The organism is Paenibacillus sp. GXUN7292 (assembly GCF_050864975.1).
Lineage (GTDB): Bacteria > Bacillota > Bacilli > Paenibacillales > Paenibacillaceae > Pristimantibacillus.
In genome coordinates this window covers 100,057-115,127 of the sequence record NZ_JBOZWO010000006.1, presented here as the reverse complement: position 1 = coordinate 115,127, position 15,071 = coordinate 100,057, and the positions used below count along the sequence as shown (strand labels likewise).

The window sequence follows — 15,071 nt, the reverse complement described above, 5'->3', positions numbered from 1 at the left end:
TTAATACTATTTTTTATTAGTTCTGATTCTAGCCTTCCGGTAATCCTCCAACAGATCGCGATAGCGTTGTGTATTTCGTGCCTTCTGATTTGCAAAGGTTCGAAGGTCTGGCGTATCGTTCGGAAGCACGGATTTATATCGCATCCACTGCTTACGTGTTTCGTTAGCATGGGCCTTCTGCTGCTGCAGCTCTTTGTACCGCCGGATATTACGCTCTGATCGTGTCTCCTCGCTAAGCCGGCTCGAGATTTCTAGCAGTCTCTCCACTTCTTCAGGAGACTGGTACTCCTCAATCCAAATGGACATGCTGTGAACACAATGCGAATGATACGGCGGCTTGTATTCATCTATCATGTGCGGCCAGCGCTTATCGTTCCCACTGAGGGAGTACACACGACCTTGCTTTCGAGCGCAATGCTCACAGGTGATGCCAACGTAATTGACGTACACAAGGTCATATCCATTTTGCACGGCCATATTCTCGGTACCTGTTACATGTGCTTTGCGTTGATGATAATGGACAACGCCAGCAATATACTTATCGGCCGGTATTTGCGCTCCGTTTTTAGTAACGATGCCTGTTATGCCTTTCATATTAAGTTCAGCTACAGTCTGCTTAATCGCTTCCCTTCGGCTCATACCGAGCGTCAATGACTTCTCGTTCGCCAACTGAACGGCATGCTTAATACGCTGCTTAGCATCCAGAGCCATGTGATCAGTTGATTCTAGAATGGAATAAAAAGCTTCATCCGAAATAGCCTGTGCAGCTCGCTGGTGGTGCAATGACTTAATTGTGCTGTTAATCGTGTCCTTCGCTACACCTGCTGCAACTATTTGATTGACTGCGATCTCTGCGCCAATTCGATAAGAGTTCCCTATCAATTCTGCCACATCTAATCCTGCTCGCGCGGCAAGTTCAGCTACTATCTGTTCGATTTCACGATAAAGCTGCTCAACTCTCCTAGCGCTCAGATTACCATCTTCTAACTGTTGTACAAGTGATCGCAGGCGCTCATCTGTTTCGGAAAATAGTCTAACGATATCTTCGTATTTCATACTACAACGTCACTTTCGGCGGCTGGCTATAAGTTGGATTCATACGAGTAGCCGCTTGCTCATCTTGAATCTTTTGAATCTCAGACTCAATCGCATCCTCACTCCAATCCGGATGCATGCGTCTAACTGTAGTTTCAAGAGATTGCACGCCTGCAGCATACTTCTCCATTTCTTCTCGATCACGCTCTGATTCAGCTTTTGGCAGCATATCGCCCCATTCAACAACGGGATCTTTTACTTCCATCTCTTTACCACCAAGAGCATTTTCGAGAATAATACATTTTCTAATTGCACTTTTAATGGCAGAATCAAACTTTGATTGTGTTGACTCGGTTTTAATTACTGACTGGATCCAGAGGTAAAGAAGTGCAACACCTGACTGCCCTTTCGCCTCTTCTAAGCCAGCTGCTTGTAGGGAGGTTTTGGAAACAGCCAGCATGTATTGAATAAGCCTGGTCACATGAGCGAAGGATTGCTCGGTCTTTGCATCCCATGTAATATACGTCGGAACTGCTCCGTTTTTCTCATCGTAGCTAACAACTTCCAGATCTGCATTTCGTACAAATCTTCCACCGTAATGATTCATGTTTTGATTGGCTACTGTATCCCAGAGTGCTCTCGGAATCGCAAGCTTCGGTTTGCCATGCTTCTCAAAAACGATTGAGTCCCGAGTAATCGTCCAGTTGATTTCCTCCTGCAGCACATCGATGTTACGTAGCGCTGATCGCCCCCGGGGGCTCCCCAGCGTCTCTTCATTCGGCACGCTGCCACAGAGCAATTCGGTAACTCCGGGCAGTTCGACATCTTCAGGCACATCAACGCCGTACTCCTGGGCATATTCGCGCACATCGACTTCTTCATTAACAGTTTCGCTTTCCATTTTAAAAACAAGCTGCGAAACTTGCAGGCCATCACTAGTCAACATTTGCCTCTCAACACGCAGAAAACGTTTCTTGTTCCCTTCTTCGCCCCATACTTCGATCCATGCAATATCCGCACCCTGATCGTCGTCATGTGGCAGGTATTGATCACCCATCAGCCACTCAAACCAGACTCGTCCTCGATCGTTCCGACGTATTCTATAAGCGATAGTGCCATCAACCTGCTGCTGCGTCACGGCCGCCCAGATCTTATCATTGACCTTCGATGCCAAAACCACTGAAGCAACAAACTCAAGTTCTTCTCCATCTTCAATATCTGCAGACACGTTGCCGAGTGCCCGATTTAAGAGATCAGCCGGTACTTCGGCTACCAGGCAACTGAAGTTGGCCACAATATACGGATGATTGCTTTGGATCGTCTCGTGTGTCTGCTCCCATTCCTTATAACTTTTTCGGCGCCATTTAGAACGACGCTCAGCGCCAACCATCTTCGCACGAGGGAATATCTCAGCATGATTTCCATCATACAGGGACCTAAAATAGAGCATGCTTGCAAACTCATTATCAAAGGGTGGCGGCGGGAACTTCTTTTTTAGATAATTGATTGTCATGCTACTCTCCTTTCTACCAGCCGCTCGGACGCTGGTTGCTGTATTGCATCATTCTTTCTTCCACAAACGACAAAACGACTGCATCCGCCCTATCTGGGGAATCCAGTCCTCTCTTTTTCATATCTTCTTTTCGTTCAAGCGCAAGCTTACCTTTACTGGTCATGCGGTACTTACGCTGTGTGAACTGTGTTACTAAGCGTTCATCATTCGGAAGCTCGACTTCTGCTGGCAAGCCCTGCATATGCTTCGAAAAGCTCTCCTGCAGCAAGGTTCGGACAGTAGCCCAAGTTTCAGTACCACGATTCTCATAATGCTCTTCCTCATCATCAGATGCTTTACTTCCGTTGTTTATAGGAACAACTGTCCAGTTGTATAAGCCTACCTCACGTATGACTTCATTCAGCCTGTCAGTCACACCGCCGCCTACTCCGCTATCATCGACTTTAATCGATACTCTCTGGAGTTGCGGAAACGATCGCATCATCTCTCTACCGATCGCGATAACCGATCCAGCAGTAACCATTGTATCTTGCTTATTGTAGCAATGAAGGTCAAATACCTTTGTGCCAATACGTGGAGCAATCACGGTCTCATCATCACCGAATCTAGCAACGTCTACGCCCAAATGCAACGTGTCTCCAGAATGTTCTACCTTAGCATTTGCAGCTAGTTCCGCAAGCTCGAGCGCTATGAATGCATCTGCTTCAGCCTTTGGAAAATCACCATACACACGAACTCGAACAACATCACTCTCAGCACCATACTTATCGATAAGCATCTGAATATTTTCTTTGCTTGTACGCTTGCTGTCGCGACTGTCCACCTTGTGCGTTCGAAAAAGCTTACGATCACGATTATGTGAATCATAAAAATAGCCGCTCGTTCGCGTGGGGTTCCCACACATGAGCAGCTTATTATCATCACCGGATAAAGTACCCTGGATAGCTTCCATAATTGGATCCGCTACCCCTGATGCCTCATCAACAATAAATAACATATGATCTTCGTGAAAGCCTTGCATGTTCTCGGGCTTATTGGCTGTTCTAGCAGTAGCAAACCACCGCTCTTCATGACCGATCATATAAACCTTGGTTTTAGTCCATTTGAGCAGATTTTTCACCATAGATGATTCGAGCCACTTAGCAACTTCGGCCCAAAGTACATCGTGAAGCTGCTGCTTCGTCGGAGCTGTGCAAACAACCTTCGGATTCGGTCGGCAACATAGGAACCAAATGACAAGTACAGCTTCAAAACCAGTTTTCCCTACACCTTGCCCGGATCTCACACTGGTCCTCGGATATTGAGCTACATCCATCATAGCTGCGCGCTGCCAATCATCAGCATCAAAGCCTAGCATGTCCTCGCCAAATGCAACCGGATCGTCCCAATATAAATCAAGCAACTGAGTCAAATCAGCAACAACATTGTAAGGCTTACTCATAAGTTGTCACCTCAGAACGCTTGGCTTTTCGACGTTCCGCAATCTCCTTAAGCGCATCAGTCCAGCTTTGTGTTGCACCGACGCCTCCTTGGAGTTTCTGGAGCTCGATCTGTAGGATAGCGGTACGGACTTGTTTTTCCTCGTCCACCGCAAGAAGTTTATTCATTAATTCAATAGCCTTCAGCTTTTTGTCCTGGACGCGAGTGAGCGCTTCTTCAAGCTTCAAAATATCATCGATGGCGCGATAGGTCGTTTCTTCGATCTCAGCTTCTACCATTTCATTACGGACCGTTGGCACTTTCTTCATCCGTGCGCTTTTTTCATCGCGAACCTCGATAACATCTTTGATCGATTTTAGTTGCTGCAGCACGCGCTTTTGACTCTCAGTAAGCCCATCCGTCAGTCGCTTAATACGCTTTAGCATGCGGCGTTCACGTATGGACAATAGTGTAATGGCTTCATCTGCCTGCGCTATAGGATTGGTATCGATTTCTTCTAGCAGCTGCTGCTCATCTTCATCTAGCGTATCGAACCAAATAGATTCATACTCGCCAGTCCTGACGGCCTTCTTGTTGCCAGGCGGACCACCCTTCCCGCCGCGGTTCCCTTTGGCATTCTGATTACCCTTCGGTGCGCCGCCCTTGTTGCCGACGGCGTTCTTGTTACCCTTTGGCGCTCCCTTTCGATTGGTAACGTTACTATTGCTTTCATTGGTAACGTTACTATTCAAATCAGCTTCCCAATTATCTTGATTCTTCCATTTTCGTATTAGTGTATCACCAACGCCAAGCGCTGCGGCAATATCTTTCAGTAGCATCTTGCCGCCACTCTCTAACCACATTTGCTTTGCTTTATCACGATCAGGACTTCTTTGCCTTGCCACTACATATCACCACCTCCGATGTCGATAATTACTTTGTGATTGTATTAAAATTAATTAAAGGAGAGATTTCTTTGATTTTAGATATAGCGTTTTACATCTCTTGTTTCATCATTCTTCTTATTGTCCCGTTGGAAGTTTTTGCTTACATTAGGACAAAAAATAAAATTTTCAACTGCATGAGACGTAATATTTCAAGAAAAACAAAAAAACGTCTTTCAAACAATATAGAACAGTTATTTGATGAAATAAATTCATTGTCACCTGACATTTTTAGAAAATTAAAATTACACGCAGGCTCTCCCCCTGAAGAATCTTATATTGTAAAGATGTTCAATTTACTTCTGAGCATATTAGCAGTTTTATTTGCAGCTATGGCTTTATTAGGTTCATGGATGGGTTCTCCATTTCCTTCTTCTCTGCTCTCTGAATCAAGTGAGCACATAATATGGTTATTAAAATTTCTTTCCATTGTTGCCATTATGTTTTTTGCGATCACGATCCACATAATAGCTACAGACTATGAGAGGAAATTCAAGCAGAGATTAATAGTTGTAATTAATGAAGTTGAAAAAAAACAACCTCTTACAGTTCGTCTTTCTGAAGCTCAATATCAAGTTCTATTAGCTTCCGCAGATCGTCGACAGTATTAATCTCAATCCGGTTATCTTGAAAATCTCGTACCCATCTTGTAATCGCTGCTTTGATGATCTTTCGATACTGCTCCTTACTCTCCATAATTCCTTGCATTACTTCCAGCTCATGTTGTTGCAACAAATCATCTTTATTCGGCATTGGTAATCACCCCAACATCCAGTATGATGGATATGAGATCATGCGTTCGCAAATCCGTGGCCACGGCTGTGCATGATCTCGACCGGGGTGACCGGTCTGAATGGAGGGGCGTTAACGCGCCTCTCTTTGTATCCTAAAATCACTTTTCATTAACTACTTTCCACACGTAGTTTTGATGAATCTTTAATTGCTTAGCAATATCAACTTGGCGCAATCCTTGTTTGTACAATCTTAAGATTTGTTCCTTCTTAGTAAGCTTTTCAAATAACATATTAATCCCTCCAAAAAAGTATTTGAACAGAGTATATGTTATTTCGTAATTTCTCGCTAGTAAGCCAGCATTGTGTTTTACTGTGTGATTAAGGTGTAAGAAGTTCTAAATCTAGCTAATTCCATGCACTCTAGCACACTCTGCCACTCCCCAACCATTGGACATATATCTGCTCAGCTATCCGTTGCATCATCAATGGTGGAACGCTCATGCCACATACATACTGAACTGAAGCATCCATGAAGTCATAATCAGACGGAAATGTCTGCATCCGAATAATATCGATATCGCTAATATGCTGCGGAACATCATCTCTAAGGAACACAGAAGAACTGGCAAGCGTATTTGCTACTCTGTTGTTCTTAAGTAGAATCGTGTTAAAATTACTCATCTTGCCTTCTTCTCGTTCTGTTACATCCCCCATATTGAGATCGGGTGGACGCTTCTTATTCCAACGCTCATACGTCCTGCTTTCTGGATTGATCAGCTTTCCTTCACCATTACGAATGTCACCATATAGCACAGGTAATTCATTGAACACTAGCTTAAGCTTCGGGAAAGACATATCTTCTCTTGTTGCAATAAAAAATAGGCGTTCCCGTTTTTGTGGAACACCCATTGTCGCAGAATTAAGCAAGAATAACTGTGTCTTATATCCAATCTCGCGCAGTCTCGAGATGACTAAACTAACGAATCCCCGCGCTTTCCCTATCATCATACCCTTAACATTCTCTGCAACAATAACACGTGGTCGAAGTTTAGCAGCCACATCCAAAAAGTCGAAGAACAAATCGTCAAGCTGTTGCACTGCCTGTCCTTCACGAAAGGCAAACTCACCGCCCCACTTATCCTCACGCGCCCCAGCAGTAGAAAACACGCTGCATGGCGGGGATCCGTCCAAGATGTCTAAGTCGAATAGCTCTGGCGGCAGTTCGTCATCAGGAAGCTTCTTAAACTCCTGAATTGGCATTTGATACGAGAATATCGGCTTATGATTCTGCTTGTAGATGCGCATCATCTGCGGATCAATCTCAACATTTCCAAGCACCTTATAGCCGGCACGCTTATATCCCATTGTCGAACCACCGCCGCAGGCAAAACAAGAAAATACAGTCAGACCATTTTGCGGTACACTGGCTAGGTCAGACAGCCGCCAATCCCATGCTGAACGACTCATGATGCACCCTCCCGATCGAAGACGAAGCCGCAGCGAGGGCATTTGCAGTCGAATTGTGATTCATCGAAATCGTCAACGTCCAACTCCCGATTCTGAAAATCTCCGAGTTGATCTGCCGACGGCTCCGCGAAGTCAGCCAGTAGCTTGTTGATCTCATCCGAATCGAATCCGGATAGATCAAGCTCAGCTCCAGTAGCTTGCAACTCCTCCAGCAGACTGGCCAGCGCCTCCTCATCCCAGCGGCCGGATACCTTGTTCAGCGCAAGATTCAATAATCGCTCTTGCTGATCATCTAGGTCGACAACGGAGACGACTGCCTCAGTATCGCCGCGAGCCTTAAGAATCTTGAATCGTTGATGACCGCCGACCATGTTGCCTGTTCGCTCGTTCCATACTATGGGCTCCACATATCCAAAAGTTTCAATACTCCTGCGCAGCTTTTCGTATTCTGGGTCGCCAGGCTGAAGATCGATGCGCGGATTATACACTGCTGAATTGATTCGATTTATCGGGATGGTTTGGATGTTCATATTGTCTCCTCCAATAAAAAAAACACCCCCTGTGAGGTGCTTGATAACATATATTTGCCTAACTGTCCAATTCACTTACTTTAAATCTCTTACATTCAACCGGTGAATATTGGCTATTCATTTTATCGATTAACTCTTCATAACTTCCGTTTGCCTTTAAATAAGTTAATATCCTAATCGCTTCCGATCTATCTACCCCGACAGAATTTAATTCACTTTCGATATCATAAAATCCTCTGAATTTATCAAGATTGGTTTGATCGTAGAAATAGCCATCAAGAATTTTACACATTGCCGAGAATTTTTCATTAGAAATAAATCCGATTCGACTGATTTCCTCATCCACGATTGTTTCCATACCATTTAATAGGCCGTACACAGTTCCTTTTCCTACTGGGCAAGAATCTGGTTCAGTTCGTCTTTGAACCCTTTAAATTTCCCCAAGGAGTTTCCCAAATAACATTTTCATATCTCTTTCCACATAATCACCTCCAACACAATAATACAACATCTTCCAATTCCAGACAATATATGATATTATGTGAGTAAGAACCGTGAGGGAATGCACCCCCGGTTCTTTTTTATAGTGTTTGTAACAGGGAATTTACCGCGGAATTCCGAACATGACTGGAGACGTCTCCAAGCCGTGTTTCAATTTGACATAAAAATGAACCAAAGTTATTGATGTCTACGAGACCCATTTAAAAATTTCTTAATCCGTTGTTTTTAAGCTTCATAGCTTCTTTGACTATGTTTTGAAACTCATTAAGATTGCTTATTATTTGCATTCTAATATCTTTTATATTTGTCGATCTATTCATATGTGCTATCTGATTCCTCAACCAAGTATAAATAGTTTCTTTATCTGATCGTTCTCGATTTCCGCTAACTTTTTCTTTTGAGGAATCATACCCTGATGTAGTTTTTATGAAAGAATCGACTTTTTCTTGATTTCTGAACAATAAATAAATTATTCCATATAGAAGAAAAAACCTTTCCATTGGATTATTATTTTTTATTGCTAGTCTATACATTCTTAGCAATGTATTATCTCTAACATTGTACTCCAAATTTTGCTTCAATTGATCGGACTGTTCCGTAGTTAATGGCGGATTAGCTATTGAAAATTTTGCAGTCATTTGACTAGCTATTTTTTCTACATTGCCTATTCTTCTTGAAATTTCAAAAGGCTCCTCAAAAGTTATAGAATAAGCAAAAGCTAGTTTATCTAATAGTTTTTCTAGCTCTAATAAAACCAGATCTTCGAAAGAAGACTCATCTACTTCCTCATCACTCTCAAATTTAATTAATAAACTTTTTGAACTAGAAGCAATGGTCACCTTCATATTATCCAATGAAAGCGAGATCGGGTTATCTAATAGAAAAATACATGGTACTGAATATTCAATAAAATTTAACATCACGTCCCCCCCTCAACCCAGTTCGACATCTTTCCGCTAAATCCTTCTATTTATAACATAATAGCCGCCCCTTTTGGAGCGGCATCGGAGGATTGAGGCGTTTAACCTCATTTAGCACAATACCATAGTAGCATGGATAAGCTGTCATATGATGTTCAACTTACAGTCAAGTTACATTCACTATTCAGTCAATTACAGTCAAAATTAGCTCATCTTGTTTTCTAAGGATATTAAGGTTATTGAGTAAGCTAGATTCCAATAATCTCGCGAACACTTTACAAATGGAACTATTTATGAGATTAATAGAAATGTTGTTAATTAAAGATCAGGGGGATCAAATTGATTAATTTCGAAATAAATATAGGGGATATTATAAATACAATAATTAGTTTAGTGTTAGGAGCAATGATCACTCTTTGGATAGTTGAGGCTAGAAAAACAAGTCAAAAGCGAAAGATTCTTCTTGAAGTTCTTAAGAAAAACATTGAAGCTTATTCTGATTTAGATAATGAAACGGATTTCCAAAAAAGTGTTATTGGATCACCACAAAGGAGTCAAATATTTATAAATATATTATCTTCAGATATTTTGAACGTAAAGAAAGATAAGGAACTTATTATATTATTACATGAGATGGTTGGCTGGGTCGAGAATTATAACGCTATGAATAACCTGGCAAACCTCGGTATTCTCCTTCAATCACCAGTTGGAGTATTTAACGAGGGTAGAAATATTTTGAATCATAAATCTAGAGCAGATGTAAATAAATTAAAAGAGCTTTTAAAAAATTATAAGTAGCTATGATTAAATAAACAGACTCATAAAAAAAGGCAAACTAAGATCTTATACCACTTCTTAGCTTGCCACTTTTTCTTTTTCTCAGAACTCAGCATCATCTTGTTCAAAGAATCCAAACAGTTTAAGTGTATTCGCTATAGACGCTGTCCCCTCCGTCAGTTTACGTCGAATTGTACTATCACTCATACTATTCCTGAAGAAAAGTACAGTCTCCTTGAATGAGTACCCATCGAGATACCTAAACTGCACTGCCTTACCAGCTTCCTCATCCTGGATAAGAGCCGCAGCTCGTTGAAGCTGGCGTGTATAGAAACGATACTGTTGATACACCCAACGTTGCTTCTCCATCAACACTACTGCATTTGCTGTCTTGTCAGCGTGTAAATCCTCCTCATCGATGCGACGAGCGACCTCCCCATCAATGGCCACCTGCTGCATTTCATCCTCATTCTGTTCGAAGTCAGCCATTAACAATTTCATGCTCTTATATTTACTGAGCAGGAATTTTGTGCGCTGGATTTCTGTCTTCGAAGCTTTTGGAAATAATTCTGTTTGCCAAACCATTGCCATTCCCCCTCACCATCCCCCATGTGTGCTATACTGGTGGTGAAGTTAACGTCAGATCCCCCACGCCGCCGGCAAGCAAACGTGAGGGGTCATTTTATTTTTTATCCTTTAATTCCAGCACGCTATCAGTCGCTTGGCGCTGCGCATCTACTGCTTCCCTTTTAATTCCTAATCCCCAGGCCGCTTGATGCTTTGCAAAATCACAACGCGATATGTCTAGAATGTTTTGCAATGCTGCTCTCATACAGTCAAAACGTTCTTGCTTACTCATAAAACCACCTCCCAATTCCAGAGCCCTTGCTGACCCTTGGCTGGTATCGGCTCCAGTAGCTGTTGTACATTTGTCAGTTCCCACGCATAGCGCCCGATACCAAACCAGCCGAAATAATATTCGTTTGAATTCGTATCGATCCAAACATCCCCATGCGCCCCTGCCAGTCTCGCACGGTTGCCAGCGCGCTCAACTTCAGACTTACAGTCATGCAAATTGGCTGTAGCCACCACTGCGCCAGTCGGCAAATTGTCAGCAGTGTATCCATGCTCTGCTAATGCAGACTTGATAGGCTCACACTCACATGCTTCTCTGTCAATCCTTTTTGCTGCATGGATTGCGATTGTTCCCCTGTATCTGGCTGGCCATCCCCTTGTTTCAAATCGTTTAGCTCCGATCGCAATCAGAGTTGCCCATGGCTGATGAATTGTAATTGCCTTCATCGTTCCTTCTCTCCCTGTTAATATAAAGTGCTTCTACTACAGCCAACAGATCATCAAAATAATCGTTGCTGCCCGTACGCTGCCGCAACCGGATTGATCCAAAGTACTTCCACTCGAGATGCTCCGCCTTCAGCTTTTGCTAAACGAGTCTCGCGGCGCCAATGGTGCAGGCGATCGTCGTACAATGGATGCGCATATCCCGACAGTAGCACCGGTCCAGGATGAGCGTCTAGCTGATCCAGCAGCTCAACATGGTCCTGATTGCTCATCTCATGCCGGTAGCTGGTTGTCGTCCTCGTGTCATGTACGTATGGCGGATCAGCATAAATCAGCACATCCGGCCGTTTATACCGCTGCAGCAACTCTGCCGCCGGCTGGCATTCAATTTGTACGCCCTGCAATCGTTCGGCAACTGCATGAATCTTGTCAGGAAACGAAATCCATTCTTTTCCAGGCAGTGGTCCATTGCATTCTATCATGCTACGCCAACCTGTACGATGTGCCGTTTTGCCCCCCCTACCTTGCCAGAGACGGACAACCAGCCGCCGCGCGCGCTCCAAATCATCCGCAGCAGGCTCATAACTCTCGTAATACTCCTGCCTCGAGTGCGGCGTCCATTGAATTACATGTGCCAGTTCGTCCGGACGTTCCCGAATAATACGGAATAGGTTGACGATCTCGCCATCAATATCGTTTACTGTCTCCAACCGGCTCCTCGTCTTACTGAAGAGTACAGCCCCGGATCCGAAAAATGGCTCACAGTACGTCTGGTGGCCTGGCATATGTGAGATAATCCAATCTGCCATGCTCCACTTGCTGCCCGGATAGTGCAAAATGCGGGGAACACTCATGACATCCCTCCTCAATGCACTAACGCTGCCCGCTCGTCCACCTGCGGAGCCACCCAAATCGGTTCCCAACTCAGCGTGAAGCTTATGCCTGCATCTGCCTCAGCTCCCGCCAACAGAATAACGTTACCCATCTCTTCAGCCGAATCGCGTGGTACGGCGTTACCGATGTACTCGCGGGCCTTCGCGTCCGAGCAGCCCACTAAATGAAATGGCCGCCCGTCCGGAAGATGCGTCGGAAAGCTTTGCAGCATCGCGAGCTCGTAGGTAGTGAGCGGACGGTGCCAAGTGCCATCCAATGCGCGGATGATCCAAATGCCCCGCTCATCGTCTTTCGGTACTGAACGCGGATCGGCGACTGCCGCAGCTCCGGCATGCACATCCATGCTTCCTATGACCGTTTTACTCGGCTTGTCCCATTCCTGCACCCCCATCGTATCCGCACGCGGCGCGCTGTTGATTCGCATGTCCGCAACGATTTGCGCTCCGGTTTGAACATCCGTGACGCCGGTTACTGTTGCGGCAGGCTCACAAGCCTCTTGAACGCGGAACTTATCGGTATAGCGTCCTGGCCGATCCGAAATACGAGGATCGTTGATACTGCCAGCCGCCTGCATGATACGGTTCGAGGCACGGACTGTCTTGGCCGTCTCGTCCCATGCCTGAACACCATAGCTATCGGGCATAAGTTTTGTATTAACACATGGATCAGCAATCGCGATAGCACCGCTGCCAAATCGAGTGCCGGTAACACACGGTGCTGTCTCATCTACGTTGATGATCCGATACTGGGCAGGATGTCGACTGGATTTATCGGTGAGAGATGGATCAGCAATGCATGAACTGCCTTGATTAGGTCCGGCAGCTCCTGTAACACATACCGCTGAAGCATCCAAGGATTGAATACGTAGTAGATTCGTTTTTCCTTCCCCTCTAATATGCAGGCGTGGATCTGATACTGCCGTCACACCGTTACTCCGACCAGGACCTGCAGTACCAGTCACCGCACCACAGGGCTTGTCCCATTCTGCTACGCCGTAAGCGCCCGCCCGGGGCTCATGGACAACACGGAGGTTCTGATAGTCGACCTTCTGCAAATCTCGCCAGTCGCCGCCTGCTGGAATCAGTGCAAGTCGCATCCATGTTTTCCACTGCAACCGAGGAAGCCGATGCAATGGACCGCCTGCCTCTGTATCTCCCGGTGCAGGCAATGGTCCAATCACATCACCTATCGTTCGCATTGGCTTTTGCATAGGATAATAAATCACGTTCGGGATCTGTTTGGGATCACGAGCCATAAGCAGAAATCGAATGCGCCGTTGCCCAAGTCCGCCGATCTCCCCAAGATTGTGATCAGCACGAATGCTGACCTCGTAGCCATACTTTTCAAGCAGCTTCTTAATTTTTCGTAGTAATTGTTTTCCACGAGACGTAATTCTTGGTACGTTTTCTAATTGAATTACGGCTGGAATAGTACTGCCGTACTCATCACAGGCTTGAAGAGCCATCTCTAACCCGCTGACCGTTAGATAATTGAGTGCTTGATATTTATCGCTCTTAGATTTTTCTTGAGGTAAAAGCCCACTTAATCCTTTACATGGAGGGCTAAGAAAAAGGAAGAAGGGAACCTGCTCCTTGAATGCAATCCACACATCACGAGCTGTTACTTCCCGCCAGTCTGCTGGAGGTTCGTGACCGTGCCACGCCTCATATTGCCAGCGACGGAACAGATCCATCGTTACAGCAGTCTGCTCGCCAGTGATGAGATCATGATTAATGTTTGCAACCGGATCGCTATCGATTGAGCAGAGCAACTTGAACCGATAAAGCTTGCCACCATATTCGACTTGAGACCGGAGGAGACCAGCAGACTCGCCGCCGATCCCTCCGAACAATACTGCTGCTGTCTTGTACTGCACATTATCCTTGACCAACATCAGGACGCCTGCCTTATCTCGGTCAGCAGCCCCAAATGCCGATCGTTGTAGTAGGAGAAGAATTCTCGAACAAATCCAGACACATTTTTGCTTGGGTGAAGTTCGGCAAGATCTGCTGTTACAAAATTGACCACACGCTGGAGTAAGTCGAACAGCTCAGTCATAACTCGACCACGGTCGATATCGGCAGCCTCGACACCTGTACTGAGCGCTTCGATCGCCTCATAGATGCGCGACCGCTCAACATTGGCGATAACCACCGATAAAATCGGAAGGCGTAGTGTGATGAAATCTCCATCGTCACTGGCAGCCTGTTCGATGGTCTGTAGAAGCAAATTTCGCTCTGCTTCGAGCTCTTTGATTCGGGCGGATGTCTGGTCTGAGACATCAGCAGCACGTGATAAAGCATCATTCAGTCGACTAATTTCAGTGGCATCCTGTTCCATTACAGATTGAAGTCGAAGCCTTTCTCTTTCTAACTCAGTTCTGTTTTTAGTCAACTCTTCTTCAAGGTCTTTAATATATTTATCCTTCTGCTCAGCATCATTCTTCCATAGCGCTGCAGCCGCTTGTAATTCTGCCAGTTCCTGCTGTTGCTCGTTGTAGGCAATCATTTCCCTTGCCTCAGACTTCTGCTCTAGCTCCTCTGAAACCCGCTTATCGATTTCCTTTGCCTCCCTCGACGGAGCCAAAAGCTCCAGCTCACGTTCCTCCGCATCCAGTTCGCGGATGCCCCATTCTTTCAACAACTCGTAAGCTCTCGGTGTCGCAACCCCAAGTGAACGAATAATATGACTTCGTTTTTCTCCATTCAGCCGGCGCTGAAGATATTCTTGTTTTGTTATCGTCAGCTCCACTTTCTTCCCTTGTGCCATTTTTACCGCCTCCGCCTCTGTAATCCCCCAGTCCTTAAGCTGTGCCCTCAACTCATTAGGATCGTTATTAAAATGCATCAATACAATATCTTGTCGGCTGTGCCCCTCCCGCATAGCCTGCAGATATTGCTCTTTTGTCATGGTACGCTCCCACTTCCATGGCTTTGGTCCTTCATTCTTTTCCCGCACCTTTCGATCCATATCAGCTATTTGTTCTGGAGTCATAAAGTACGATTTTACAGGTGAGAAACCATTCTCCCGAGCCATCC

Annotated in this window: 18 protein-coding genes and 1 pseudogene; 2 read left to right on the top strand and 17 right to left on the bottom strand. The window is 45.0% G+C overall.

The window, feature by feature from the left end; genetic code table 11:
• Window positions 1-6 precede the first annotated feature (6 nt).
• From ACRRU2_RS07905 to terS, 4 genes are read right to left on the bottom strand one after another with little or no spacing between them, the layout of a single operon-like run.
• Window positions 7-1,056 carry a phage minor capsid protein gene (locus ACRRU2_RS07905; RefSeq protein ID WP_432500662.1) on the bottom strand — a complete coding sequence of 350 codons (1,050 nt, stop codon included), beginning with the start codon at window positions 1,054-1,056 and terminating at the stop codon, window positions 7-9.
• 1 nt (window position 1,057) lies between these two features.
• Entirely contained in the window at window positions 1,058-2,548 is a 1,491-nt protein-coding gene (locus ACRRU2_RS07900; RefSeq protein ID WP_432500661.1) for a phage portal protein, read from the bottom strand.
• A 13-nt stretch (window positions 2,549-2,561) separates the two neighbouring features.
• Entirely contained in the window at window positions 2,562-3,989 is a 1,428-nt protein-coding gene (locus ACRRU2_RS07895; protein WP_432500660.1) for a terminase B, read from the bottom strand.
• On the bottom strand, window positions 3,982-4,872 hold the full coding sequence (gene terS, locus ACRRU2_RS07890; protein ID WP_432500659.1) for a phage terminase small subunit: 891 nt from the start codon (window positions 4,870-4,872) through the stop codon (window positions 3,982-3,984). The genes ACRRU2_RS07895 and terS overlap by 8 nt, the downstream gene beginning before the upstream one ends.
• A gap of 71 nt (window positions 4,873-4,943) precedes the next feature.
• Here terS and ACRRU2_RS07885 point away from each other — a divergent pair, with 71 nt between their 5' ends.
• Window positions 4,944-5,522, top strand: coding sequence for a hypothetical protein (locus ACRRU2_RS07885; RefSeq protein ID WP_432500772.1), 579 nt, complete (start codon window positions 4,944-4,946; stop codon window positions 5,520-5,522).
• Here the strand turns inward: ACRRU2_RS07885 and ACRRU2_RS07880 are convergent.
• The 6 genes from ACRRU2_RS07880 to mauJ form a co-directional block, all read right to left on the bottom strand.
• A complete protein-coding gene (locus tag ACRRU2_RS07880; RefSeq protein ID WP_432500658.1) occupies window positions 5,455-5,664 on the bottom strand; it encodes a hypothetical protein in 210 nt (69 codons plus the stop codon). The two genes, ACRRU2_RS07885 and ACRRU2_RS07880, sit on opposite strands and share 68 nt — an antisense overlap.
• Before the next feature lie 139 nt (window positions 5,665-5,803).
• Entirely contained in the window at window positions 5,804-5,935 is a 132-nt protein-coding gene (locus tag ACRRU2_RS07875; protein WP_432500657.1) for a DUF6115 domain-containing protein, read from the bottom strand.
• Between the two features lie 130 nt (window positions 5,936-6,065).
• A complete protein-coding gene (locus tag ACRRU2_RS07870; protein ID WP_432500656.1) occupies window positions 6,066-7,112 on the bottom strand; it encodes a DNA cytosine methyltransferase in 1,047 nt (348 codons plus the stop codon).
• Window positions 7,109-7,642: a ParB N-terminal domain-containing protein gene (locus tag ACRRU2_RS07865; protein ID WP_432500654.1), complete on the bottom strand. Its 534-nt coding sequence runs from the start codon at window positions 7,640-7,642 to the stop codon at window positions 7,109-7,111. The genes ACRRU2_RS07870 and ACRRU2_RS07865 overlap by 4 nt, the downstream gene beginning before the upstream one ends.
• A 58-nt stretch (window positions 7,643-7,700) precedes the next feature.
• Complete coding sequence (locus tag ACRRU2_RS07860; RefSeq protein ID WP_432500653.1) at window positions 7,701-8,021, bottom strand: hypothetical protein; 321 nt, start codon at window positions 8,019-8,021, stop codon at window positions 7,701-7,703.
• Between the two features lie 322 nt (window positions 8,022-8,343).
• Window positions 8,344-9,063: a methylamine utilization protein MauJ gene (mauJ, locus tag ACRRU2_RS07855; protein WP_432500652.1), complete on the bottom strand. Its 720-nt coding sequence runs from the start codon at window positions 9,061-9,063 to the stop codon at window positions 8,344-8,346.
• 339 nt (window positions 9,064-9,402) lie between these two features.
• On the opposite strand from mauJ, the gene ACRRU2_RS07850 reads away from it, so the two are divergent.
• Window positions 9,403-9,861, top strand: coding sequence for a hypothetical protein (locus tag ACRRU2_RS07850; RefSeq protein WP_432500651.1), 459 nt, complete (start codon window positions 9,403-9,405; stop codon window positions 9,859-9,861).
• Window positions 9,862-9,942: 81 nt separating this feature from the next.
• Here ACRRU2_RS07850 and ACRRU2_RS07845 read toward each other — a convergent pair whose 3' ends face one another.
• From ACRRU2_RS07845 to ACRRU2_RS07815, 7 genes and pseudogenes are all read right to left on the bottom strand, one after another.
• A complete protein-coding gene (locus tag ACRRU2_RS07845; protein ID WP_432500650.1) occupies window positions 9,943-10,425 on the bottom strand; it encodes a hypothetical protein in 483 nt (160 codons plus the stop codon).
• 97 nt (window positions 10,426-10,522) lie between these two features.
• Window positions 10,523-10,699, bottom strand: coding sequence for a hypothetical protein (locus tag ACRRU2_RS07840; protein WP_432500649.1), 177 nt, complete (start codon window positions 10,697-10,699; stop codon window positions 10,523-10,525).
• Window positions 10,696-11,142, bottom strand: coding sequence for an ASCH domain-containing protein (locus ACRRU2_RS07835; RefSeq protein WP_432500648.1), 447 nt, complete (start codon window positions 11,140-11,142; stop codon window positions 10,696-10,698). Before ACRRU2_RS07835 ends, ACRRU2_RS07840 begins: the two co-directional genes overlap by 4 nt.
• A 53-nt stretch (window positions 11,143-11,195) precedes the next feature.
• Complete coding sequence (locus tag ACRRU2_RS07830) at window positions 11,196-11,993, bottom strand: DNA adenine methylase (protein ID WP_432500647.1); 798 nt, start codon at window positions 11,991-11,993, stop codon at window positions 11,196-11,198.
• Between the two features lie 11 nt (window positions 11,994-12,004).
• On the bottom strand, window positions 12,005-13,243 hold the full coding sequence (locus ACRRU2_RS07825) for a hypothetical protein (RefSeq protein ID WP_432500771.1): 1,239 nt from the start codon (window positions 13,241-13,243) through the stop codon (window positions 12,005-12,007).
• Window positions 13,244-13,318: 75 nt separating this feature from the next.
• A pseudogene (locus ACRRU2_RS07820) lies at window positions 13,319-13,726 on the bottom strand (DNA cytosine methyltransferase); the annotation flags it as partial.
• A 200-nt stretch (window positions 13,727-13,926) separates the two neighbouring features.
• Window positions 13,927-15,069 (bottom strand): hypothetical protein, encoded by a 1,143-nt coding sequence (locus ACRRU2_RS07815; RefSeq protein ID WP_432500646.1) that lies wholly within the window; start codon window positions 15,067-15,069, stop codon window positions 13,927-13,929.
• Between the last annotated feature and the right edge of the window lie 2 nt (window positions 15,070-15,071).

Coding starts and splice junctions, on each gene's coding strand:
- ACRRU2_RS07900 (WP_432500661.1), bottom strand. CDS start 2,548: ATGACAATCAATTATCTAAAAAAGAAGTTCCCGCCGCCACCCTTTGAT.
- ACRRU2_RS07870 (WP_432500656.1), bottom strand. CDS start 7,112: ATGAGTCGTTCAGCATGGGATTGGCGGCTGTCTGACCTAGCCAGTGTA.
- ACRRU2_RS07830 (WP_432500647.1), bottom strand. CDS start 11,993: ATGAGTGTTCCCCGCATTTTGCACTATCCGGGCAGCAAGTGGAGCATG.
- ACRRU2_RS07875 (WP_432500657.1), bottom strand. CDS start 5,935: ATGTTATTTGAAAAGCTTACTAAGAAGGAACAAATCTTAAGATTGTAC.
- ACRRU2_RS07825 (WP_432500771.1), bottom strand. CDS start 13,243: ATGCAAAAGCCAATGCGAACGATAGGTGATGTGATTGGACCATTGCCT.
- ACRRU2_RS07835 (WP_432500648.1), bottom strand. CDS start 11,142: ATGAAGGCAATTACAATTCATCAGCCATGGGCAACTCTGATTGCGATC.
- ACRRU2_RS07880 (WP_432500658.1), bottom strand. CDS start 5,664: ATGCCGAATAAAGATGATTTGTTGCAACAACATGAGCTGGAAGTAATG.
- ACRRU2_RS07865 (WP_432500654.1), bottom strand. CDS start 7,642: ATGAACATCCAAACCATCCCGATAAATCGAATCAATTCAGCAGTGTAT.
- ACRRU2_RS07895 (WP_432500660.1), bottom strand. CDS start 3,989: ATGAGTAAGCCTTACAATGTTGTTGCTGATTTGACTCAGTTGCTTGAT.
- ACRRU2_RS07840 (WP_432500649.1), bottom strand. CDS start 10,699: ATGAGTAAGCAAGAACGTTTTGACTGTATGAGAGCAGCATTGCAAAAC.
- mauJ (WP_432500652.1), bottom strand. CDS start 9,063: ATGTTAAATTTTATTGAATATTCAGTACCATGTATTTTTCTATTAGAT.
- ACRRU2_RS07815 (WP_432500646.1), bottom strand. CDS start 15,069: ATGGCTCGGGAGAATGGTTTCTCACCTGTAAAATCGTACTTTATGACT.
- ACRRU2_RS07905 (WP_432500662.1), bottom strand. CDS start 1,056: ATGAAATACGAAGATATCGTTAGACTATTTTCCGAAACAGATGAGCGC.
- ACRRU2_RS07845 (WP_432500650.1), bottom strand. CDS start 10,425: ATGGTTTGGCAAACAGAATTATTTCCAAAAGCTTCGAAGACAGAAATC.